General features: G+C 44.4%; 18 protein-coding genes. 13 read left to right on the top strand and 5 right to left on the bottom strand.

Annotated elements, in window-relative coordinates; all coding sequences use genetic code 11:
- Positions 1-81: 81 nt before the first annotated feature.
- The gene (locus tag AACU59_RS03255; protein ID WP_017045728.1) at positions 82-852 is read right to left on the bottom strand and encodes an alpha/beta fold hydrolase; all 771 of its coding nucleotides are present in this window, start codon (positions 850-852) and stop codon (positions 82-84) included.
- 92 nt (positions 853-944) lie between these two features.
- Here AACU59_RS03255 and seqA point away from each other — a divergent pair, with 92 nt between their 5' ends.
- Together seqA and pgm are read left to right on the top strand one after the other, a co-directional pair.
- Entirely contained in the window at positions 945-1490 is a 546-nt protein-coding gene (gene seqA, locus AACU59_RS03250) for a replication initiation negative regulator SeqA (RefSeq protein ID WP_094144631.1), read from the top strand.
- Between the two features lie 110 nt (positions 1491-1600).
- The gene (pgm, locus tag AACU59_RS03245; protein ID WP_026028060.1) at positions 1601-3247 is read left to right on the top strand and encodes a phosphoglucomutase (alpha-D-glucose-1,6-bisphosphate-dependent); all 1647 of its coding nucleotides are present in this window, start codon (positions 1601-1603) and stop codon (positions 3245-3247) included.
- A gap of 68 nt (positions 3248-3315) precedes the next feature.
- Here the strand turns inward: pgm and AACU59_RS03240 are convergent, their stop codons facing one another.
- Entirely contained in the window at positions 3316-4074 is a 759-nt protein-coding gene (locus tag AACU59_RS03240) for a DUF1853 family protein (RefSeq protein WP_017048880.1), read from the bottom strand.
- 86 nt (positions 4075-4160) lie between these two features.
- On the opposite strand from AACU59_RS03240, the gene AACU59_RS03235 reads away from it, so the two are divergent.
- The gene (locus AACU59_RS03235; protein ID WP_094145846.1) at positions 4161-4916 is read left to right on the top strand and encodes a Nif3-like dinuclear metal center hexameric protein; all 756 of its coding nucleotides are present in this window, start codon (positions 4161-4163) and stop codon (positions 4914-4916) included.
- Positions 4917-5001: 85 nt separating this feature from the next.
- Here AACU59_RS03235 and AACU59_RS03230 read toward each other — a convergent pair whose 3' ends face one another.
- The gene (locus AACU59_RS03230; protein WP_013856346.1) at positions 5002-6291 is read right to left on the bottom strand and encodes a citrate synthase; all 1290 of its coding nucleotides are present in this window, start codon (positions 6289-6291) and stop codon (positions 5002-5004) included.
- A gap of 396 nt (positions 6292-6687) precedes the next feature.
- Between AACU59_RS03230 and sdhC the strand changes: the two genes are divergently transcribed.
- The 8 genes from sdhC to sucD all read left to right on the top strand — a co-directional run bounded on the left by sdhC (position 6688) and on the right by sucD (position 16296).
- Positions 6688-7080: a succinate dehydrogenase cytochrome b556 subunit gene (gene sdhC / locus AACU59_RS03225; protein WP_010318676.1), complete on the top strand. Its 393-nt coding sequence runs from the start codon at positions 6688-6690 to the stop codon at positions 7078-7080.
- A complete protein-coding gene (sdhD, locus tag AACU59_RS03220) occupies positions 7074-7421 on the top strand; it encodes a succinate dehydrogenase, hydrophobic membrane anchor protein (RefSeq protein ID WP_010318675.1) in 348 nt (115 codons plus the stop codon). Before sdhC ends, sdhD begins: the two co-directional genes overlap by 7 nt.
- Positions 7422-9188 (top strand): succinate dehydrogenase flavoprotein subunit, encoded by a 1767-nt coding sequence (gene sdhA / locus AACU59_RS03215; protein WP_013856347.1) that lies wholly within the window; start codon positions 7422-7424, stop codon positions 9186-9188.
- Between the two features lie 15 nt (positions 9189-9203).
- Complete coding sequence (locus AACU59_RS03210) at positions 9204-9917, top strand: succinate dehydrogenase iron-sulfur subunit (RefSeq protein WP_013856348.1); 714 nt, start codon at positions 9204-9206, stop codon at positions 9915-9917.
- Between the two features lie 89 nt (positions 9918-10006).
- Entirely contained in the window at positions 10007-12817 is a 2811-nt protein-coding gene (gene sucA / locus AACU59_RS03205) for a 2-oxoglutarate dehydrogenase E1 component (RefSeq protein ID WP_094145847.1), read from the top strand.
- A gap of 30 nt (positions 12818-12847) precedes the next feature.
- On the top strand, positions 12848-14056 hold the full coding sequence (odhB, locus tag AACU59_RS03200; RefSeq protein WP_013856350.1) for a 2-oxoglutarate dehydrogenase complex dihydrolipoyllysine-residue succinyltransferase: 1209 nt from the start codon (positions 12848-12850) through the stop codon (positions 14054-14056).
- A gap of 201 nt (positions 14057-14257) precedes the next feature.
- Positions 14258-15424 (top strand): ADP-forming succinate--CoA ligase subunit beta, encoded by a 1167-nt coding sequence (gene sucC / locus AACU59_RS03195; RefSeq protein WP_013856351.1) that lies wholly within the window; start codon positions 14258-14260, stop codon positions 15422-15424.
- The gene (gene sucD, locus AACU59_RS03190; protein WP_013856352.1) at positions 15424-16296 is read left to right on the top strand and encodes a succinate--CoA ligase subunit alpha; all 873 of its coding nucleotides are present in this window, start codon (positions 15424-15426) and stop codon (positions 16294-16296) included. The genes sucC and sucD overlap by 1 nt, the downstream gene beginning before the upstream one ends.
- Positions 16297-16373: 77 nt before the next feature.
- On the opposite strand, the gene znuB is transcribed toward sucD, so the two are convergent.
- Together znuB and znuC are read right to left on the bottom strand one after the other, a co-directional pair.
- Complete coding sequence (gene znuB, locus AACU59_RS03185) at positions 16374-17153, bottom strand: zinc ABC transporter permease subunit ZnuB (RefSeq protein ID WP_094145851.1); 780 nt, start codon at positions 17151-17153, stop codon at positions 16374-16376.
- Entirely contained in the window at positions 17146-17928 is a 783-nt protein-coding gene (gene znuC, locus AACU59_RS03180) for a zinc ABC transporter ATP-binding protein ZnuC (protein WP_094145848.1), read from the bottom strand. The genes znuB and znuC overlap by 8 nt, the downstream gene beginning before the upstream one ends.
- An 84-nt stretch (positions 17929-18012) precedes the next feature.
- On the opposite strand from znuC, the gene znuA reads away from it, so the two are divergent.
- The gene (gene znuA / locus AACU59_RS03175) at positions 18013-18891 is read left to right on the top strand and encodes a zinc ABC transporter substrate-binding protein ZnuA (RefSeq protein WP_094145849.1); all 879 of its coding nucleotides are present in this window, start codon (positions 18013-18015) and stop codon (positions 18889-18891) included.
- Positions 18892-19063: 172 nt separating this feature from the next.
- A complete protein-coding gene (locus AACU59_RS03170; protein WP_094145850.1) occupies positions 19064-22426 on the top strand; it encodes an AraC family transcriptional regulator in 3363 nt (1120 codons plus the stop codon).
- Positions 22427-22958 lie beyond the last annotated feature (532 nt).

Here is a 22958-nt window from a genome sequence, read left to right as displayed (position 1 = left end):
GCGCACTATAACACTGTTATTCGTCAAAGTTAATGCGCGCATTGGTACCTATTTCACACTTGTTGTTTCACAGTAAAGCGGCTAGCTGCCAATGAACTTCCTGATCGCTCGTAAAACTTCAACGGGCTTTTCTGCGTGTAGCCAGTGCCCTGTGTTGGCGATGACGTGCGCTTTCGCTTGGCTAAACTGCTGCTGGATCATTTCTTGGTGTTCCGCTAGTAGATAGTCAGAGTTGCTGCCTTTAACCAATAAGGTTGGAACAGAGCTGCAAGGGATTGGTTCCCAGCCTAAAATATTCCAGTAATTTTTTTCAATGGCGGGAACATTAAAACGCCAGCTCATTACACCATCTTCTCGTTTAAATAACGATTTACTGAGAAATTGTCGTACGCCTTCTAGCTCAATATGTTGCGCTAAAATGGCCATGACCTCTGCTCGCGAGGTAGGCTGCTGCGCAATAACCGCGTTGAGCCCCGCCAGTACGTTATCATGTTTCCGATGCTGATAGCTGACGGGTGCCATATCTAAAACCACCAGTTTGGCGACTTTGGATGAGGCGATGTCAGCCAGCTTCATGGCAACTTTACCGCCCATTGAATGGCCAATCAGCGTGACAGAATCACAAGCTAACTCTTCGAGTAAACTAGCAACATCGAATGCCATGCTCGCGTAATCATGTTCCTCACTGTGAAATGATTGACCGTGATTACGCAAGTCAATACTCAATACTTGGTGATCGGCTTTTAGGTCTCTTGCAAGTAAACCTAGGTTGTCTAAATTGCCGAATAAACCATGGATCAAAACAACGGTGTGACCTTCACCTTCGAGTTTGTAATTAAGAAGTGCTGACATTTTATCTTATTAGTGATTGGTTTAACGTAGAGTATCAGTGAAGATCTCGCTATAATCCCTCAGAGTTTAAACATTGAGATTGTGAAAAGCGAATGAAAACAATTGAGGTTGATGAGGATCTATACCGTTATATTGCCAGCCAAACCCAACATATTGGAGAAAGCGCGTCGGATATTTTACGCCGTTTGCTCAATGTTGACGGTAAAGTGTCTGCAGCAGCGGTCGTGACGCAAGTAAGTACCGAGCCCAAGGGCATTGTTGTGAGTAAAGATGCCGTACAAGAGATACAGATTGATAGCGTAAAAGAGATGCGTTCTTTGCTCATTTCTGATGAATTTGCGGCTTTGAAAAAAGCAATTGATCGTTTTATGTTGGTGCTTTCAACCTTATACCGTATCGATCCAGTAAGTTTTGCTGAAGCGACCTTAGTGAAAGGACGTAAGCGTGTGTATTTTGCTGACAACGAGCAAACCTTGCTTACTAGTGGGCAGACAACCAAGCCAAGAGCGATTCCAAACACACCATTTTGGGTCATTACCAATAACAATACTAGCCGCAAACAACAGATGATCGAGCAGCTGATGGTATTGATGAATTTCCCGAGTGACATTATTGAGAAAGTGACGCACTCAATCTGATTTGTGCCCATTCATAGATAAAAATCTGATTCAAGCCTCATACTGCGGACCACTAAGTCCGTATCATGAGGCTTTTTATTTCGTTGTTATTTTAAGAAAGGATGTCAAAAATGGCTATGCACCCACGCGCCGGACAAAAAGCACGGCAGGAAGACTTACATAATATCCCTGCGCTCGTTGCAAACTACTTTTTACTTCAACCTGATGCGGCTAACCCAGACCATAAAGTACAATTTGGTACTTCGGGGCATCGTGGTTGCGCGGATAAATCGACATTTAACGAAAACCACATTCTTGCTATTGCTCAAGCGGTAGCAGAAGTGCGCGCTCAGCAAGGAACCACTGGGCCGATTTTTGTCGGAAAAGACACGCACGCACTCTCTGAGCCTGCTTTTTCTAGTGTACTTGAAGTACTGATCGCTAATGAAATTGAAGTGATCGTTCAACAGGATAATGGCTATACGCCAACTCCGGGTATTTCACACGCAATCTTGACTCATAACTTGAAGCACGCGCAAAAAGCTGATGGCATTGTGATCACACCTTCTCATAATCCACCACAAGATGGTGGTATTAAATACAATCCTACCCATGGCGGCCCTGCTGAAGGGGAAATCACCCAAGCGATTGAAAACCGTGCCAATGAGATCATTGCAGAAGGCATGCAAGGCGTGAAGCGTCTGCCTATTATGTCGGCAAAGCAATCGCCGCTGTTTAAACAAGTTGATCTTGTGAAACCTTATATTGATGACTTAGTGAATGTGATTGATATGGAGGCCATCCAAAAAGCCAATCTAAAACTGGGTGTTGATCCGCTCGGTGGCAGTGGTATTGATTATTGGCGTCAAATTGGCAAAGCGTATCAGCTTGATTTAACACTGGTGAGCGAAGCGGTGGATCCGACATTCCAATTTATGTCACTCGATAAAGATGGTGTAGTGCGTATGGACTGTTCTTCTCCTTATGCAATGGCGGGGTTATTAGCGTTAAAAGATCAGTATGATCTCGCGTTTGGTAATGACCCTGACTACGACCGCCACGGCATCGTCACTCCGAAAGGTTTGATGAACCCAAACCATTTCTTAGCCGTATGCATCGATTATCTGTATCGTCACCGCAAGCAATGGCGTAAAGAAGTGGCTGTTGGTAAAACGTTAGTATCAAGTGCATTGATTGACCGTGTGGTCGCCGATCTTGGCCGTGAGCTGTGTGAAGTACCTGTCGGCTTTAAGTGGTTTGTTGATGGCTTATACAGTGGTCACTTCGGTTTTGGTGGTGAAGAGAGCGCAGGTGCGTCATTCCTGCGTAAAGATGGAACGCCTTGGTCAACGGATAAAGACGGTATTATCCTTTGCTTACTGGCGGCGGAAATCACCGCTGTCACAGGTAAAAATCCGCAGCAATATTATGAAGATCTGGCCGCGAAACATGGAGAGTCTAAATATAGTCGTATTCAAGCTGTCGCAAATGGCCCACAAAAAGCAGTGCTGAGCAAATTGTCACCAGAGATGGTCTCTGCGCAAACATTAGCGGGAGATGAGATCACAGCCCGCTTGACGCATGCTCCCGGTAATGGCGCAGCCATCGGTGGATTAAAAGTGACCACTGATTATGGCTGGTTTGCTGCTCGTCCATCAGGCACAGAAGATATTTATAAGATCTATTGTGAAAGTTTTAAGGGCGATGAGCACCTCAAGCAAATCGAAGCGGAAGCGCAACAGATTGTTAATCAAGTCTTTGCCGACGCTGGTTTGTAAGCAAACTTATCAATTAAAATAGGCGGCCAGAGGCCGCCTATTTTATATTTAGTCGTCTATTATCTTGGTTAAAGCTGAGGCCAACTGTCGGGAACGATGAACCAGAACTTTCCGCTGTCACTTTGGCAATGCACAAAACCATGCTCTTCATTTGCTGTGTAACGCGTGCAGTTTTTACCTTTCCCGCTAATCCATTGAGGCTTTTCCAGTAAGAATAACGCTTCATCTATTTGATGTGACTGGCTTTGATAACACCAAAAACCAGCAATTTGTGACGGATTGAGTTTATAACCTAGGCATTCACTAGGAACAGGCTCATCGTGAAAAGGGTTTACATATAAGCGCCCTTGCATCAGTAAATGACGGCTAACGTCACGCCAAAGTGGGTAAGCCGCACTAAATTGGGCTGATTGGGAAAGGGTCAATTGGTGGTTCAGCATATGTTCAAGTTTGAGATCTAATCGATCTTGAGCATTGGGACCATACCACAGCCCTTGATGTAGCAGGTAAAACTTCACTGCGACTTCCCAATGCTCATAACGCTGACTGCGTTTATTTTTGATGACAAAATCTAGCGAACCTAGTGTACTTCCTGCTTCGTTCAATTGAATTTCTTCAGAAACGGCGGAATAAGTGGGGTTTAGCGTAAACAATAAAGAACATAAATGCTGGTAGAGAAAGCCTAACCTAGGGTTCCCTCTATACTCTTCTTTCAATATCGGAACATTGGGTAAAAAAGGAGTACGTGCCGCGACTACACCCTCTCCTTGGAAAAGAGTAGGGGTTGTCGACACCCAGTGTGCCAGTGTGTTGAGGTCCATTGTCATTAATTGTTCTCGTCCTTATTTTTCGACATTCTAGCTTGAAATTGTTATAACCACGCTAATGATAAAACTCAATTTTGGAATGAAAGATGGATAATTTAAAACTTGAAGCTCTGCTCAATCAAAAGCTTAATCCTCAATTGATTAAAGACTATTGCCCTAATGGATTGCAAGTTGAAGGTCGCACTGAAATCAAAAAGATTGTGACGGGTGTGACGGCCTCGCAAGCGCTGATTGAACAAGCAATTGAACGAAATGCTGACGCTTTATTAGTGCATCATGGTTATTTTTGGAAAAGTGAGCCTGAGTCCATCCGTGGAATGAAAGGCCACCGGATCCGAGCTTTGATACGAAATGATATAAATTTATACGCATATCATTTGCCGTTAGACATCCATCCAGAATTAGGCAATAACAAGTTGTTAGCTGATTTGTTGGGGATTCATGTTGATAGCGGATTAGAAGGGCACCCGCAGTCGGTCGCCATGTTCGGCCATTTTGAACAAGCGTTGACAGCCGATGAGCTCAGTCAACGAATCGAGCAAGCTTTACAACGACGGCCACTGCACGTAGCTCCGAGCTCAAACAGAATCATCAAAACGGTGGGTTGGTGTACTGGTGGTGGGCAAGATTACGTCGATCTAGCGGCGCAGCATGGATTAGATGCGTTCATCTCTGGTGAAATATCAGAGCGGACTACCTACTCAGCAAGAGAGCAAAATATTCATTATTTTTCTGCAGGGCACCATGCCACAGAGCGTTATGGCGTTAAGGCTCTGGGAGAATGGTTAGCGAGCGAATATGGCTTTGAGGTTGAGTTTATCGATATCAATAACCCTGTGTAGCGGGTTTGTTTCTGATCAATGTATCAAATGAAAAAAGAGCGAGTGGGAACTCGCTCTTTTCTATTAAGTACTATGACTGGGTTTGCTATTCGCGTTCGTGTAATGGTTTAAAGTTACGCATTTTTTGACCAGTGTAAAGTTGGCGAGGACGGCCAATTTTATTATCTGGATCACTGTGCATTTCATTCCAGTGGGCAATCCAACCGATAGTGCGAGACATTGCGAAGATAACGGTAAACATAGAGATTGGAATACCGATAGCCTTCAGAATAATACCTGAGTAGAAATCCACGTTAGGGTAGAGTTTTTTCTCAACAAAGTATTCGTCAGAAAGCGCGATGCGCTCAAGTTCCATCGCCACATCTAACAGTGGGTCTTGAATATTCAGCTCTTTGAGCACTTCATGGCAAGCCTCACGCATTACCGTCGCTCTTGGGTCGTAGTTTTTATAAACTCGGTGACCAAAACCCATCAAGCGGAATGGATCATCCTTATCTTTTGCTCTGACGACATACTCAGGAATATTATCAACGTTGCCTATCTCTTCTAGCATACGCAGACAGGCTTCGTTAGCACCCCCATGAGCAGGCCCCCACAAAGAGGCAATGCCAGCCGCAATACAGGCAAACGGGTTAGCACCAGAAGAACCGGCAAGGCGAACCGTTGAGGTTGACGCGTTTTGTTCATGATCTGCATGCAGTGTGAAAATTTTATCCATCGCGCGTGCAACCACAGGGTTCACTTCATACTCTTCACACGGCGTTGCAAACATCATGTGTAGGAAGTTCTCGGCATAGCTTAAGTCATTACGCGGGTAGATAAATGGTTGGCCGACAGAATACTTGTAGCACATCGACGCCAATGTTGGCATTTTTGAGAGTAGGCGGTAAGCCGCTATTTCTCGGTGTATATCATTATTAATATCAAGTGAATCATGGTAGAACGCGGCAAGCGCTCCAACCACACCACACATTACAGCCATTGGGTGAGCGTCACGGCGGAAACCGTGGAAGAAACTTGCGATTTGCTCATGAACCATAGTGTGACGCGTCACCGTATGTTTAAACTCTTCATATTGCTTACGATTAGGGGCTTCACCGTAAAGAAGAATATAACAAACTTCCAAGTAATCAGCGTTATTGGCTAATTGATCAATAGGGAAGCCGCGGTGCAGTAACACCCCTTTTTCGCCATCGATATAAGTGATTTGAGATTCACAAGATGCAGTGGCAAGAAAACCAGGGTCAAAAGTGAAGTATCCGTTGGCTCCTAGTTTACGAACGTCGATTACTTGTGGGCCTACAGTCCCATCCATAATCGGCAGCTCGATTGGCGCTTTACCTTCAATATGAAGGGTCGCTTTCTTATCTGCCATAACAATCTCCTTTGTTTATTATTTAATCCGTCCAGGATGTTTGTGTGACATTTTTTTACGTGTGTTCTTAATTAAAGTCAATTTTTCTCGTCTGATGTGTGCACTTGTTTTGATTTTTTATACATATAAAGTTAAAAATCTGTTCTGTGTAGCAAAAATTGTTACATCAATTGTATTAGAATGTTGCGAGCCGTATAGTGGCACTGAAAATTTTGGTGAACACCTTATAAATAAAAGGCTAGAAACTGTATTTCAGTATTGCATTCTGTCTTTGTTGTTAACGGAATTATTACATTTAACTGCGCGATATCGGGCTCTTTATGTTAAAATAATGTTAACTTTTGTGGGTTTTACAACCAAAATTCATTTATAACTATAAATGCTCAATGGAGCTGAGTGAGCAAGCCCGTGAAAGAAAGAAAGTCAAGACCTGTTAATTTAGATTTACAGACCATTCACTTTCCGATCAGTGCGATTGCATCCATCCTACACCGAGTGTCTGGGGTGATGATGTTCGTTGCGGTCGGAATTTTGCTGTGGTTACTCTCCCTCTCGTTAAGTTCTCCGGTAGGTTTTATGGAAGCCAGCAACATTGTTAATGGCTTTTTCGCAAAATTTATTTTATGGGGAATTTTAACAGCGCTGTCTTACCACATTGCAGGTGGTATACGCCATTTGCTGATGGACCTGGGCCACTTTGAAGAGTTGGAGTCAGGGGCTATGAGTGCCAAAGTCGCCTTCATCGCAACAGCAGTGCTTTCAGTTTTAGCGGGAGTATTGGTATGGTAAAACATGTTTCTTCTTTTGGTCGTAACGGAGTGCATGATTATCTGCTGATCCGTGCTTCTGCGATCATTATGACTCTTTATACTATCTACCTAGTCAGCTTCTGTGCTTTCTCTGGTGATATCTCCTATGTTTCATGGACACAGTTTTTTGGTGGAACCTTTACCAAAGTCTTCACAATGCTGGCGTTAGTCTCTGTCCTTATCCATGGTTGGATCGGTTTATGGCAAGTATTAACGGATTACATTAAGTGTTCTAAATTGCGTGGTGGCCTGCAATTGGTTGTTATCGCAGTGCTCTTTGGATACTTCTTCTCTGGCTTATTTGTATTGTGGGGTGCGTAAGTGACTATTCCAGTTCGTGAATTTGATGCCGTAGTGATCGGCGCTGGTGGTGCTGGCATGCGTGCAGCACTGCAAATTTCAGAGCAAGGTTTATCCTGTGCTCTGCTTTCTAAAGTTTTTCCAACACGTTCTCACACGGTTTCGGCTCAAGGTGGTATTACCGTTGCGTTAGGCAACGCGCATGAGGACCACTGGGAACAACATATGTATGACACGGTGAAGGGCTCCGACTATATCGGTGACCAAGATGCTATCGAGTACATGTGTAAGAATGGTCCAGAGTCGGTGATTGAACTAGAGAAAATGGGTTTGCCTTTTTCTCGTTTTGACAATGGCACCATTTATCAGCGCCCCTTTGGTGGGCAATCCAAAAATTTTGGCGGTGAACAAGCGGCTCGAACCGCTGCTGCCGCTGACCGTACTGGTCACGCACTACTTCATACCTTGTATCAACAAAACATTAAATATAAGACCACTATTTTCTCTGAGTGGTACGCACTTGATTTAGTGAAAAATGAAGAGGGTGCAGTACTTGGTTGTACCGCCTTGTGTATGGAAACAGGCGAAGTTTGTTATTTCAAATCTAAAGCTACAGTATTAGCGACTGGCGGAGCTGGCCGTATCTATGCTTCAACCACCAACGCGCACATCAATACGGGTGATGGCGTGGGCATGGCTATCCGCGCTGGCGTCCCGATGCAAGATATCGAAATGTGGCAATTCCACCCAACAGGGATTGCTGGTGCTGGCGTTCTTGTGACGGAAGGGTGTCGTGGTGAAGGTGGTTATCTTTTAAATAAAGATGGCGAACGTTTCATGGAACGTTATGCACCAAACGCGAAGGATTTGGCTGGTCGCGATGTAGTAGCCCGCTCAATGATGATTGAGATCCGTGAAGGTCGTGGTTGCGATGGTCCATGGGGTCCGCATATCAAGCTTAAACTGGATCACCTTGGCAAAGAAACTCTGGAATCTCGTCTGCCGGGCGTATGTGAGTTGTCACGTACGTTTGCTCACGTCGATCCAGTTAAAGAACCGATTCCAGTGATCCCAACTTGCCACTACATGATGGGAGGAGTACCGACTCAAGTTTCAGGTCAGGCGATTAAGCAAGATGCTAAAGGCGCTGATGTGGAAGTTCAAGGTTTGTTTGCGTGTGGTGAAATTGCATCAGTATCGGTGCATGGCGCGAACCGTTTGGGTGGTAACTCTCTACTGGATTTAGTGGTCTTTGGCCGAGCAACAGGCTTGCATTTGGGCGAAACGTTGAAAAAGCAAGCGGACGCAAAACCTGCCACAGAAGCGGACATTGAAAAATCGCTAGAACGTTACAACCGCTGGGAAAACAGTACAGGTGGTGAAGATCCCGCGCAAATTCGTAAAGATCTGCAACGTTGTATGCAAAATAACTTCTCGGTGTTCCGTGAAGGTGAAGCTATGGCTAAAGGTCTTGAAGAGCTTAAGGTGATTCGTGAACGTTTGAAGAACGCACATCTTTCAGACAAGTCAACCGAGTTCAACACTCAACGGATCGAGTGTTTAGAGCTGGAAAACTTGATGGAAACAGCATTTGCTACTGCGGTTGCTGCAAATTATCGTACCGAAAGCCGTGGAGCCCACGCTCGCTTTGACTATCCTGAACGCGATGATGCTAATTGGTTATGCCATTCAATTTACAACCCTGAGACTGAAAGCATGTCGAAGCGTAGCGTAAATATGGAACCAATTTATCGTGAAGCGTTTCCGCCTAAAGCGCGCACATACTAAGGAGAAGGCACTATTATGAAATTGAAATTCTCTTTGTATCGCTATAATCCGGACGTCGATCAAAAGCCTTACATGAAGGATTATCTGCTTGAAGTCGAAGAGGGCTCTGACATGATGTTGTTGGATGCACTCATTTTGCTGAAAGAGCAAGATCCCACCATTGCTTTTCGTCGCTCGTGCCGTGAAGGGGTGTGTGGATCTGACGGTTTGAACATGAACGGTAAAAATGGATTAGCGTGTATCACTCCATTATCTGCGCTTTTGGCCAAAGGCACGATCGTTATTCGACCTCTGCCGGGGCTACCAGTCGTCCGTGATTTAATTGTCGATATGGCCCAGTTTTATGAAAATTACGAGAAGGTTAAACCTTATCTTGTGACTGACGGAAACTTGCCTCCGGCTCGTGAGAACTTGCAATCACCAGAAGAGCGAGCGCATTTAGACGGTTTATATGAGTGCATTATGTGCGCTTGCTGCACAACTTCATGCCCTTCTTTCTGGTGGAACCCGGATAAGTTTATCGGCCCAGCAGGTTTATTGGCGGCTTATCGTTGGCTAATTGACAGCCGAGATACCGCAACAGATGAACGTTTATCTAATCTTGATGATGCTTTTAGCGTTTTTCGTTGCCATGGCATCATGAATTGTGTAAGTGTTTGTCCTAAGGGATTAAATCCGACGAAAGCCATTGGACATATCAAATCAATGCTTGTGAACCGTTCGGTTTAAAATGAATAAAAATTGCAGGTCTTCGGACCTGCCTTTTATAGCTCGGCATAGACCGAAGCAAACGTGAAAACTACTGGTTAAGGGAAAATATGCACAACGGCGTGATGAAGGCATGGCTCGAGTCTTCACACTTGGCTGGCGCCAATGCAACTTACGTAGAGGACCTCTACGAACTGTATCTAAGTGATCCTGATCTGGTAAGTGAGGAGTGGAAACGTGTTTTTGACGGCTTGCCTGCGCAAGCTGACAATGTGGTTGAACAGCCACATTCACGTGTCCGTGACTACTTCCGACGACTCGCGAAAGAAACAAAGCATTACAATGTCCAAGTTAGTGATCCAGATGTCGATGCTAAGCAAGTAAGAGTCTTGCAGCTGATTAATGCTTACCGTTTTCGCGGTCATGAAGCGGCTCAACTCGACCCCCTAGGTTTATGGCAACGCCCATTAGTGGCAGAATTAGACCCAGCGTTCCACAATCTTAACGAAGGTGACTTCGAAGAAACTTTCAATGTCGGCTCTTTTGCTATCGGGCAAGAGACAATGAAATTGAAAGACATTTATCAAGCCCTCAACAAAACCTATTGCGGTTCCATCGGTGCAGAATACATGCACATTATCGACACTGAACAAAAGCGTTGGATACAACAACGTCTTGAATCAGTCGTTGGTCAACCTTCTTTCAGCAAAGAAGAAAAACGAATTTTCCTCGAAGAATTGACAGCCGCAGAAGGCCTTGAGCGTTATTTAGGCGCGAAATTCCCTGGTGCGAAACGCTTTTCTTTAGAAGGTGGCGACGCACTCATCCCAATGATGAAAGAGTTGATTCGTCATGCCGGTAGTACAGGCATGCGTGAAGTTGTGATTGGTATGGCGCACCGTGGTCGTCTTAACATGCTTGTTAACGTTTTGGGTAAAAAGCCTCAAGATCTGTTCGACGAGTTTGCGGGCAAGCATGGTGAAAGCTGGGGAACGGGTGATGTTAAATATCACCAAGGCTTCTCTGCTGACTTTGCGACACCCGGGGGTGATGTGCATCTAGCCTTAGCTTTTAACCCTTCACACCTTGAAATTGTAAACCCAGTCGTGATTGGTTCAGTCCGTGCTCGACAAGACAGACTTGGAGATGAAGACGGTTCGACAGTACTGCCTATCTCGATTCATGGTGACTCTGCTATCGCTGGTCAAGGTGTCGTTGCAGAGACGTTTAATATGTCTCAAGCACGGGGCTATTGTGTTGGTGGTACGGTACGCATTGTTATTAATAACCAAGTTGGCTTTACCACCTCAAACCCTCGTGATACACGCTCGACTATGTATTGTACTGACATCGCTAAGATGGTTCAGGCCCCTATTTTCCACGTCAATTCTGATGATCCAGAAGCAGTTGCTTTCGTCACCCGCATTGCACTCGATTATCGTAATGAATTTAAGCGTGATGTCGTCATTGATCTGGTTTGTTATCGCCGTCACGGCCATAACGAAGCCGATGAACCCAATGCTACTCAGCCGTTAATGTATCAAAAGATCAAAAAGCATCCTACGCCGCGTAAGCTTTATGCTGATGTTTTGATAGAGCGTGGTGAGTTTGATATTGAGATTGCCACACAGTTAGTCAACGAATATCGTGATGCTCTGGATCATGGTGAAGTCGTGGTGAAAGAGTGGCGTCCAATGGCACTGCACTCTGTTGATTGGTCACCGTATATTGGCCATGAATGGGATATGCCATGGAATAGTAAAGTTGACCTTGAGCGTTTAAAAGAGCTGGGTAACCGAATTTGTCAGTATCCAGAAAGCCATAAACTGCAAAGTCGTGTGGATAAAATCTATACCGACCGACAAGCGATGGTTAATGGAGAGAAGCTTCTCGATTGGGGTATGGCTGAAACGCTGGCTTATGCAACCTTAGTCGATGATGGAAAGCGAATCCGCATTTCGGGGCAAGACTCCGGGCGTGGAACCTTCTTCCACCGTCACTCGGTATTGCATAACCAAAGTGACGCAAGTACCTATATTCCATTGGCGAATGTCCATGATAAACAGGGTCCTTTTGAAGTATTGGATTCGGTTTTGTCCGAAGAAGCAGTGCTAGCTTTTGAATATGGCTACGCGACAGCGGAGCCGAGTGGTTTGACGATTTGGGAAGCTCAGTTTGGTGATTTCGCCAATGGAGCTCAAGTCGTGATTGACCAGTTCATCTCTTCCGGTGAACAAAAATGGGCGCGTTTGTGTGGTTTAACCATGCTGCTACCTCATGGTTATGAAGGGCAAGGCCCAGAGCACTCATCAGCACGCTTAGAGCGTTATTTGCAACTGTGCGCCGAACAAAACATGCAAGTGGTGGTTCCCTCTACGCCAGCGCAGGTATACCACATGCTGCGTCGTCAGGTTGTTCGTCCAATGCGTCGACCATTGATCGTTATGTCACCAAAATCGTTACTGCGTCACCCACTATGTATCTCAACACTGGAAGACTTGGCTGACGGATCGTTTTTGCCGGCTATCGGCGAAGTTGACGATCTCAACCCAGCGAACGTCAAACGTGTTGTGTTCTGCTCTGGTAAGGTTTACTACGACCTGCTTGAACAGCGCCGCAATAACGAACAAGATGATGTTGCTATCGTCCGTATTGAACAGCTATATCCATTCCCGAAAGAAGAAGTGGAAGCGGTTATCGCTCAATACACTAATGTTGTTGACTATGTATGGTGCCAAGAAGAGCCTCAAAACCAAGGTGCTTGGTACAGTAGCCAACATAACTTCCGTTCTGCCATTCCAGCCGGTGCTGATCTGAAATACGCAGGTCGCCCTGCATCAGCATCACCAGCCGTTGGTTATATGTCGGTACACTTGAAACAACAAAAAGCGTTGGTTGAAGACGCTCTGACCCTAGCTTAACGAACTAGAAGTAAAAGGAAGACACAGATTATGACAATTGAAATTCTGGTTCCAGATCTACCTGAATCAGTGGCTGATGCAACAGTCGCGACATGGCATAAAAAGCCAGGTGAAGCCGTCGCTCGTGATGAAGTACTCGTTGAGATTGAAACTGATAAAGTAATTCTTGAAGTGCCAGCGCCTGAGGCGGGTGTTCTCGAAGCCATTATCGAGCAAGAAGGTGCGACGGTGCTTTCGAAACAGTTATTGGCGAAATTAAAACCCGGTGCCGTTGCAGGTGAACCGACGAAAGACACCACCAACGATACAGAGCCGTCTCCTGATAAACGTCACAAAGCCACATTGACAGACGAAACGAATGATGCACTTAGCCCTGCGGTACGCCGTTTACTCGCCGAGCATGGTTTGGAAGCAAGCCAAGTGAAAGGCTCTGGTGTGGGTGGGCGTATCACGCGTGAAGATATTGATGCTCATCTAGCGGCCGCAAAATCAGCGTCAGCAGTTGCTTCAAGTCAACCTGAGCCTGTCGTTGCTATGGCGCGCAGCGAAAAACGTGTACCGATGACGCGTTTGCGTAAACGTGTTGCGGAGCGTCTGCTTGAGGCAAAAAATAGCACGGCGATGTTGACGACGTTTAATGAAGTTAACATGAAGCCTATCATGGATCTTCGTAAGCAATATCAAGGTCTGTTTGAAGAGAAACACGGTATTCGTTTAGGCTTTATGTCTTTCTACGTGAAAGCGGTAACAGAAGCGTTAAAGCGTTACCCAGAAGTGAATGCATCTATTGATGGCCAAGATATTGTGTATCACAGCTATTTTGATATTAGCATGGCAGTTTCAACGCCTCGTGGCTTAGTGACTCCGGTTCTTAAAGATTGCGATACGCTAAGCCTTGCCGAAATTGAGAAGGGCATCAAAGAGCTTGCACTCAAAGGAAGAGATGGCAAATTGACGGTTGAAGAATTGACTGGCGGTAATTTCACAATTACGAATGGCGGTGTGTTTGGATCGTTAATGTCAACACCGATCATCAATCCGCCGCAAGCGGCCATATTGGGCATGCACAAAATCCAAGACCGCCCAATGGCTGTGGATGGCAAAGTAGAAATTTTACCAATGATGTACCTAGCACTTTCTTACGACCACCGTTTGGTGGATGGCCGTGAGTCAGTTGGTTTCCTTGTGACAGTAAAAGAGCTACTTGAAGATCCAGCACGTCTGCTACTGGACGTGTAACCTCACTGAACGTTGTTCAGTGAATTTAAGGCTAGGCAGGCTCACGTCTAGCCTTCATTTAAGCAAAAAGCTACAAGCTATCCTCTTGGATAAATTGCAGCCGCTTAATTTGAGAAGCACCCTACAGATATATGGCGCAGCATAGCTGCCGCTTTATGGAAATAATAAATCCCCTAAGGGATAAACAAACGGAAGAACATAATGAATTTGCATGAATATCAAGCCAAACAGCTGTTTGCAGAATTCGGTTTGCCTGTACCGGAAGGTTATGCCTGTGATACTCCACAAGAAGCTTTTGAAGCGGCGGGTCGGATTAGTACAGCGAAGAAAGTTGTTAAGTGTCAAGTGCATGCAGGTGGTCGCGGTAAAGCGGGTGGCGTTGAGTTGCACGACACTAAAGATGGTGTCAAAGAGTTTGCTCAAAAATGGCTAGGTAAACATCTGGTTACTTATCAAACGGACGCAAATGGCCAGCCAGTATCAAAAATTTTGGTTGAAGAAGCCTCTAATATCGCGAATGAGCTTTACTTAGGCGCTGTTGTTGACCGTGCGACTCGTCGTGTCGTGTTCATGGCCTCAACAGAAGGCGGCGTGGAAATTGAAAAAGTAGCGGAGGAGACTCCGGAGCTGATTCATAAAGCCGCGATTGATCCTTTGGTTGGTCCGCAAGCCTACCAAGGCCGCGAACTTGCTTTCAAACTTGGCTTGGAAGGCGACCAAATTAAGCAATTTGTGAAGATCTTTCTAGGTCTTGGCGCTATGTTTACCCAGTATGATCTTGCACTGCTAGAAATCAACCCATTAGTTGTCACCGCTGAAGGGAACTTGTTGTGCCTTGATGGCAAGATCAACATCGACTCAAACGCACTTTATCGTCAACCTAAACTTCGCGAAATGCACGATCTCTCACAAGAAGATGAGCGCGAAGCTCATGCTGCTCAGTGGGAACTGAACTATGTTGCTCTTGATGGCAATGTTGGCTGCATGGTGAACGGTGCTGGCCTTGCAATGGGCACCATGGATATTGTTAACCTTCATGGCGGCAAACCTGCAAACTTCCTTGATGTTGGTGGTGGTGCAACCAAAGAGCGTGTTGCTGAAGCGTTCAAAATCATTTTGTCTGATGACAACGTGAAAGCCGTATTGGTGAATATTTTCGGCGGTATCGTACGTTGCGATATGATTGCAGAAGGCATTATCGGTGCGGTGAAAGAAGTTGGTGTAACGGTTCCCGTAGTCGTGCGTTTGGAAGGTACAAACGCGGAATTAGGACGCGGAGTACTCGCAAATTCTGGTCTTGATATCATTGCAGCTGAGTCGTTAACGGACGCAGCTCAGAAAGTTGTTGCTGCGGCGGAGGGTAAATAATGTCGGTACTTATTAATAAAGACACCAAAGTAATCTGCCAAGGTTTCACTGGTGGTCAGGGAACTTTCCACTCCGAACAGGCGATTGCCTACGGTACACAAATGGTCGGTGGGGTTTCTCCGGGTAAAGGTGGTCAAACTCACCTTGGTCTGCCTGTATTTAATACGGTGCGTGACGCAGTGAAAGCAACGGGTGCAACGGCAACCGTTATTTATGTACCTGCACCATTTTGTAAAGACGCTATTTTAGAAGCAATTGACGCTGGTATTGAACTTATTGTGACGATCACTGAAGGTATACCGACTACCGATATGATTGACGTAAAAGTGAAGCTCGAAGAGACTGGTGTGCGTATGATTGGCCCGAACTGTCCGGGTGTGATTACACCGGATGCGTGTAAGATCGGCATCATGCCAGGCCACATTCATAAGAAAGGAAAAGTGGGTATTGTTTCTCGTTCAGGAACGCTAACTTATGAAGCCGTTAAGCAAACAACAGATGAAGGCTTTGGTCAGTCAACGTGTGTTGGTATCGGCGGTGACCCAATCCCGGGCTCTAACTTCATTGATATCTTGAAACTATTCCAAGATGATCCTGAAACTGAAGCGATTGTGATGATTGGCGAGATCGGTGGTACAGCCGAAGAAGAAGCCGCGGCATTCATTAAAGAGAATGTCACGAAACCGGTTGTGTCTTATATTGCTGGTGTGACAGCGCCTCCGGGTAAACGGATGGGCCATGCTGGTGCTATCATTTCTGGTGGTAAAGGGACAGCTGATGAGAAATTTGCAGCGCTTGAAGCCGCGGGTGTGAAAACTGTCAAAAGCCTTGCTGATATCGGAAAAGCATTGCGTGAAGTGACAGGTTGGTAATCACGCCGCCCTTAGTTTGAAGACAAACCCCGAACCTTGTTTCGGGGTTTTTACTTTAGATTCAATAGGTTTTGATACTAGCGTTTTACAAGTTGACTGCACATAAACATCGTTGTAGCCGTCACAACAACCGAAGGGCCTGCAGGTGTGTCAAAATGCCACGAGAGGATTAGCCCGCCCAGCACAGCTAAAGCGCCAATCAAAGAAGCTAATATTGCCATTTGCTCTGGGGTTTTTGTGAGTCGCCTAGCGGTCGCCGCGGGAATAATCAGCAGCGATGTCATAATCAGAGCACCAACAAATTTCATTCCTAGTGCAATCACCACCCCAATCAATAGCATCAGCAGCAAACGCATTAAATCAACGTTTATGCCCTCAACAAACGCAAGTTCTTCGTTCACTGTAGTTGAAAGTAATGGACGCCAAAAAAGAAATAGCAGTGCACTTACTGCAATCGCTCCTCCCCAAATGAAGGCTAAATCAGTAAAACTTACCGCCAATAAATCGCCAAAGAGATAGCTCATTAAATCTATGCGGACGTTATCAAGGAAGCTTACTGCAATGAGACCAATGGATAACGAGCTATGAGCAAGAATGCCGAGCAAAGTGTCTGTCGCCACAAGCTGCTGTTTCTGCATAGTAACCAAAATGATTGCAAGCCCAAGACAGCAAACGAGCAACGCAAGATAAAGGTTGATATCAAGCAAAAAACCTAGCGCCAATCCCATCAGCGAGGCGTGTGCGAGGGTATCGCCAAAATAAGCCATTTTTCGCCAAACCACGAATGACCCAAGGGGACCTGCGATAACGGCAATACCAAGGCCTGCTAATATTGATGGAAGAAGAAATTCAATCATGATGGTGACCGTGTGAATGATTTGAACAGCAAGTTGCATCTCCTTTCACAGGTTGGCCTGCTAAGTCGTGATGATGCTGATGTTTGTGATGGTAAAAAGCTAAGGCTTCGTGATTGCGCGTACCAAATAAAGCGATATAGCTTGGGTGTTGAGTAATCGTTGCAGGTGAACCGAAACAGCAAACATGGTGATGAAGACAGATAACATCATCCGTTTTTGCCATCACCAGATGCAAATCGTGAGAGACCATGAAGACACCACAACCGAAACGATGTCGTATGGCATCAATAAGATCATACAGATCAATTTGCCCTTGCACGTCAACACCTTGGGCTGGTTCATCAAGAATTAGAATATCTGGGCGCTGTAGCAATGCACGGGCGATAAGAATCCGTTGCGTTTCACCACCGGACAGCTTATGCATATCATAATCAAGAAGATGCTCGGCCCCGACTAGTCTGAGTGCGTCTAGCAACTCTTGTTGACTAAAACGTCCGGCCAAACTTAAAAATCGTTTAGCGGGGAGTGGTAACGCGTCATTAAGTTTTAATTTTTGAGGAACATAACCAATTTTAAGGTTTTTTACGCGCGTCATCGTTCCGCTATGGACGGGCTGTAGCCCGAGCAATACTTTAACGAGCGTCGACTTGCCCGCACCATTAGGACCTATCAGTGTGGTAATCTTCCCTTTTTCTAGGTTGATACTGACATTGTCCAAAACACGGCGGTTGTTGAATTCGACACAAATGCCTTGCAGCTGGATTAAGTTGGACATGAATGGAACTTATTTGCAATTCGGAAGTGTTATAATGTAACATTTCGTTCCCTTTAACGCTATATACCGAATGGAAAAACCATCATGTTGCGTCAGATTATGCTCCTTCTTTGCTTAATAACATTATCGCCTTTGGCGTGGTCTACGGTCATTTTGACCAGCATCAAGCCGATTCAGATGATTACATATGAATTGACTCTCGATGTGAATGAACCAGAAGTACTACTGGGGGCAAATACCTCACCGCATGACTATGCGTTGCGCCCTTCTGATGTTAAAAAAGTCAGAGCGGCGGATTTAGTGATTTGGTATGGAAAAGACCTTGAGCCATTCTTAAGTAAGACATTAGCGAGTCACCACAACGTTTTGACCATCAGCCAAATTGATGGCCTGACACTGAGAGAGCTCAGTGGCGAACAACACGATCATGATGGGCATCACCATGGTATGTATGACCCACATTTTTGGCTTGGAACCGATCAAGCCAAGCAAGTGGCAGCGGCGATTACCGCAAGTTTAGTGAAAAGTGATAGCGCTAATACCGAGCAGTATAAAGTAAACTTAGTCCGCTTTTTGGCTCAATTAGATTCGACCCATCAAGCAATCACGCAGAAGATGAGCAAAATTAGTGATAAAGGGTATTATGTTTTTCATGATGCATACGGCTATTTTGAACAGCAATACCATTTGAATAACCTCGGCCATTTTACCGTTAGTCCTGATAGAAAGCCGGGTGCTAAAACCCTAATCACCATTAAAAATTCAATCATTAATAATGAAGCGAAATGCGTGTTTTCAGAACCTCAGTTTACTCCGGCGGTGATTGATACTGTGACTCGTGGCACTAAGGTTAAAACGGGAGTACTTGATCCATTAGGCGCAGATATCAAAGTGAAAAGTGGCAGCTATTTTGAGCTGTTAAATCAGCTGAGCAACAACTTTTACACTTGTTTGTCTCAATAGATGTACGCTGTATTGTATGTTGTACGATCTGCACTGAAATCTAGGATAAAGATTCACAGATTGTCGCTTTCTTAGCTTCAAAAAGCCTTATCTTTGGTTAGAATGTTTTGATAATTATCGCCACGAAAAAACAGTTTGCAATTTGGCGTGTTATTGATTGAGGCTCTGTCTGTTGAAAGGAAAGAACGACTATTTTAAACCTTTGCTCTGGATCTTGGGTTTTCTGACGCTTTTATTAGCGCAGGGGACACAAGCTCTAGACAAAGCACCTTCTATCTTCTATCCATTGCCAGCTCAGGCTCAAGGGAAAATTTTTGCCGCACAAAATTTGTTTTTAGGTGAAGAAGGGGGAATTTGGATACACGATGTGCATGGCAAAGTGGTTTTCTTTGATGGACAAAACATCCTTCCCCGGCGTGGCTCAGTGCTTTCACAAGAGAGCGAAAATATTACCTATCTTAATAACGCTTTTTGGACGTTCATTGATAATGAACTTTATCGAACTTATCCCGCACAAGATCGCGAATTAGTATTTAGCTTAACGCCTGGAATCATCATAAAAAAAATAGGTTCGTCAGGTAATTTCATCTGGTTAGCCGATGAGACGCACTTTTATACATACCATGCGCAAACCCACAAGTTAGTTACTTATTCTTTTAAAGAAATGTATCAATTAAATCAAGCTAGTCGATTGATCGTTAATGATGCGAAGTTTGTGCTTTCTAAATGGGTATTAGCCACTAATGCTGGAGTCTATCTGTCAGATGGAGAGAGTTTTTCTCACGTGCTCAGCTCTGGTAAAAACTTCATTGAGAAACTCTATTTTTCCGAGAAACGTAGAGAGCTTGTGATTGGAATGCTCAATGGTGGGCTGATTATTGATGTCGAGGACCCAAAGCGCCAACAAAAGTTGGTTGGAGATTCCCATGTATTATCTGTTGCTGAGACAGATCAAGAGTATTGGATTGGTACTGAAGATGGATTATTTGTTCATTCGTTTTTGACAGGTAAAACCGTCAAGTTAGAAAGTAATGACCAAGACAATAATGGGTTACCAGGCAATAAAATTTATTCATTGGTCAATGACTTACAAGGTGGGATTTGGATCGCAACGGATAAAGGTGTTCGTTACTTTTCTCTGTTTGGACAAAAATTTAAGCGTCATTCCATTGCACCGCTCACCAATAATCCCATGACAAAAATTGTAACAAGGTCAGATAACAACGGGTATTTGTTTTTAACTCGACAAGGGTTGTACCAAGTCGATGCTGAAGATTGGCAAGAGCCTAAACTTATTTTCTCTGGAGAAGTGCATGATTTCGCTCAAATAGATGGTCATTCTCTATGGATAGCTACACATACAGGCATCGTTATTCATCACTTGCAGACAAAAAAGATGATAGAAACGAGCGTTTTACCTCTGAAGCTGCGTTCGAATGATACTAAACACCTTGAATTTGATCATGAAGGACTGTTATGGGGAGCAACAGGTAACAATTTGTGGTCATATCAGTTGGCCGATAACTCGCTAACCGATTTCGGTTCTGAATGGTTTGTTGATGCATTTTTGCCTGCAAAAATAATAAAACTTAAGTCAACTCGGCGAGGGGTGTTTATCGGCACTAACCATGGTGTTTATCTTTTTGGCAAAGGCAAAATTGTTTTTCTCCGAGCGACTAGTCATTATGGACAAAGCATTGATATATTTGAGAGTAGCAAGGGCGATGTTTGGTTTGCTAGTGCTTATGGCGTTTTTGTTTTAGCACATGATCGTAGTGATATTCGATCTATTGATATGGTTGAAGAGAATATTAGCCCCAAATGTTTAACTGAAACGGGCAACGGTATTTGGCTGACTTCCTCACAAGGAATCTCGCTCTACAATACTATGGGTGAGATGGTAAAGCATTTTGGTGATCCACACGGATTGATGAATAATGAATTTAAAAGTGGAGTTTGCGAATCAAGTATTATCAATAGCCAACAGCAGTTGCTGTTAGGTTCCCGTTTTGGCTTAGTGACAGCATGGTCCTCTGAACTCACAGTTGCTACCCCTCCCAATACAAATATTATCTTTAGCCAAGTGAATGTCGATCACATTCCTGTCATGTTCGGTCGTGGTCGTTTTCAGACACTAGAATTGGAATATGGAAGTTCGATAAGCTTTTTGTTTGGTGCATTGCCAGAATCGAGATCCTTATTATTGGAGTATCGTATAGCAGGAGATAAGGAGTGGCAGAGATTAGAAAGCGCTCAGTTGACACTTGATCACCTGTTACCTGGACACTATCGTTTGCTGGTGAGAAATTACAGCCCACATCCGCAAAACAGTATGATAAACAGTCTATCATTTATTGTGGATAATCCGTGGTATTGGTCTTCATGGGCGATTGTTCTTTACCTTTGCCTTTCTATAGGCCTTATTGCTTTTGCTTCATGGTGGCGTTCTCGTTGGGTTACCAAAGTAAACCGAAAGTTAAAAGCTCAGGTGGCCTTGAAAACGGATCAACTACGGCATCAAAGCAAAATTGTTTTGACTAATAACCAGCAGTTGCGCAAGCAATTACAAATTCGCCATATCGTTGTTGAACAGATGTTAGATTCTATTACTCCTACATTAAATCAGCTGATTTATCGCTCGCAACTCCATCAACTCGCGCGACTTGAGTCTTTAGCTTTAAAAGTAAAACGTGAACTGGCGTTACTTCGTAACGTAAGAAATGATAAAACAGCGACTCAGTTGCTCTACGACCTATCGATCATCTTGAACTCTTGTGTGGACGGATGGCGTGAAGAGTTCGCGAAAGCGAATATTTCGTTGGCGGTGAACAATGAGCTTAAACAAGCTTATATTGAATCTGCCCATTTTAACCTAGACATCATTTTCAATACGCTACTGTCTGATGCGGTAAAACGTCTTTATAGAAATCAAGAGCTACAAATTCATTGTTATGAAAGGGAGAAAAGACTGTTTATTGTGATGATTGACTGTGGCGATCAGGTGCAATCCATCAATAGTGATAAGCGTATCTCTGGTTTTGAACTAGAGGAGATGCAACTGTTAGTACAGCGCAGTGGTGGGGAAATACATATTTTTTCATCGCCAGAACGAAATTTAGTTGAGCTTTCTTGGCCATCAGTTGAGCTTGTGAGTGATGCACCTGAAATGATCGTCGTAGAGGAGCATTCAGAGGACAAGTTTATTGATGTAACGGAAAAAGAGTGGCTTAAAAAAGTAGAAAAATTGGTACACAATTACTATTCAGATCCTGAATTTAGTACCTCTAGTGCGGCTAAATCACTCTTCGTATCGGAGCGTAGTTTGCAGCGTCGTTTTAAAGCGATCACCAATAAAACATTCAAAGAGTATCTAAATGAGATCCGACTAGAGAAAGCGTGCCAATATTTGCTTGCAGGAGGAAAAGTCGCCCAAGTCGCTTTTGATTGTGGGTTTAATGATCCGTCTTATTTCAGCCAAAGATTTAAACATCACTTCGGTTTATCGCCAACCCAATTTGTTGATGATAACGAGTAATACCGCCCCTGATAAATAGTGATAACTTTCCCACTTGAAGACTTGAAGACTTGAAGACTTGAAGACTTGAAGCTGCAGCGATGTTAGCGACATTCAGTCACCCTAATCATAAAGCTTATTCAGGTGTGTGGATATGAACTCACTTTCCGCCGACCTGCAATCAAGCTGTATCTCCCTTCTTGATTAGATTGGCTGCTGTGTTAGTTGCGCATATTTGTCTATGTTTGCGTAGATACACTCATTAATACTCAAAGTCGTAATATCAATTTATTTTGGGAATAGCACTTACTCAATAAACAGGCTGGGTCGGTGATTGTGTTGCAGTAAAGATGAGATGAGTAGAAAAAAAGATCGTGGTATAGCCGGGGGGACTATACCACGGGTGTCAATGACACCTTCGCTTGCTGCCGGAGTGATACGAGTAACACCCGTACCACCTCTGGAATTTGTATCTAAGGAGTAATTCCTTTCGATGGATTTACTATATGACAAAGGACTTATTTCATTTATAAAATTAACGACAACCTAGTAT

The sequence above is a fragment of the Vibrio sp. V23_P3S9T160 genome (assembly GCF_963886625.1).
Taxonomy (GTDB): domain Bacteria; phylum Pseudomonadota; class Gammaproteobacteria; order Enterobacterales; family Vibrionaceae; genus Vibrio; species Vibrio anguillarum.
This window is presented reverse-complemented; position numbering and strand designations above follow the sequence as displayed.

Excerpts from the sequence above, each read along its gene's own strand:
- AACU59_RS03255 (WP_017045728.1), bottom strand. The coding sequence starts at position 852 with ATGTCAGCACTTCTTAATTACAAACTCGAAGGTGAAGGTCACACCGTT.
- seqA (WP_094144631.1), top strand. The coding sequence starts at position 945 with ATGAAAACAATTGAGGTTGATGAGGATCTATACCGTTATATTGCCAGC.
- pgm (WP_026028060.1), top strand. The coding sequence starts at position 1,601 with ATGGCTATGCACCCACGCGCCGGACAAAAAGCACGGCAGGAAGACTTA.
- AACU59_RS03240 (WP_017048880.1), bottom strand. The coding sequence starts at position 4,074 with ATGACAATGGACCTCAACACACTGGCACACTGGGTGTCGACAACCCCT.
- AACU59_RS03235 (WP_094145846.1), top strand. The coding sequence starts at position 4,161 with ATGGATAATTTAAAACTTGAAGCTCTGCTCAATCAAAAGCTTAATCCT.
- AACU59_RS03230 (WP_013856346.1), bottom strand. The coding sequence starts at position 6,291 with ATGGCAGATAAGAAAGCGACCCTTCATATTGAAGGTAAAGCGCCAATC.
- sdhD (WP_010318675.1), top strand. The coding sequence starts at position 7,074 with ATGGTAAAACATGTTTCTTCTTTTGGTCGTAACGGAGTGCATGATTAT.
- AACU59_RS03210 (WP_013856348.1), top strand. The coding sequence starts at position 9,204 with ATGAAATTGAAATTCTCTTTGTATCGCTATAATCCGGACGTCGATCAA.
- sucA (WP_094145847.1), top strand. The coding sequence starts at position 10,007 with ATGCACAACGGCGTGATGAAGGCATGGCTCGAGTCTTCACACTTGGCT.
- odhB (WP_013856350.1), top strand. The coding sequence starts at position 12,848 with ATGACAATTGAAATTCTGGTTCCAGATCTACCTGAATCAGTGGCTGAT.
- sucC (WP_013856351.1), top strand. The coding sequence starts at position 14,258 with ATGAATTTGCATGAATATCAAGCCAAACAGCTGTTTGCAGAATTCGGT.
- sucD (WP_013856352.1), top strand. The coding sequence starts at position 15,424 with ATGTCGGTACTTATTAATAAAGACACCAAAGTAATCTGCCAAGGTTTC.
- znuB (WP_094145851.1), bottom strand. The coding sequence starts at position 17,153 with ATGATTGAATTTCTTCTTCCATCAATATTAGCAGGCCTTGGTATTGCC.
- znuC (WP_094145848.1), bottom strand. The coding sequence starts at position 17,928 with ATGTCCAACTTAATCCAGCTGCAAGGCATTTGTGTCGAATTCAACAAC.
- znuA (WP_094145849.1), top strand. The coding sequence starts at position 18,013 with ATGTTGCGTCAGATTATGCTCCTTCTTTGCTTAATAACATTATCGCCT.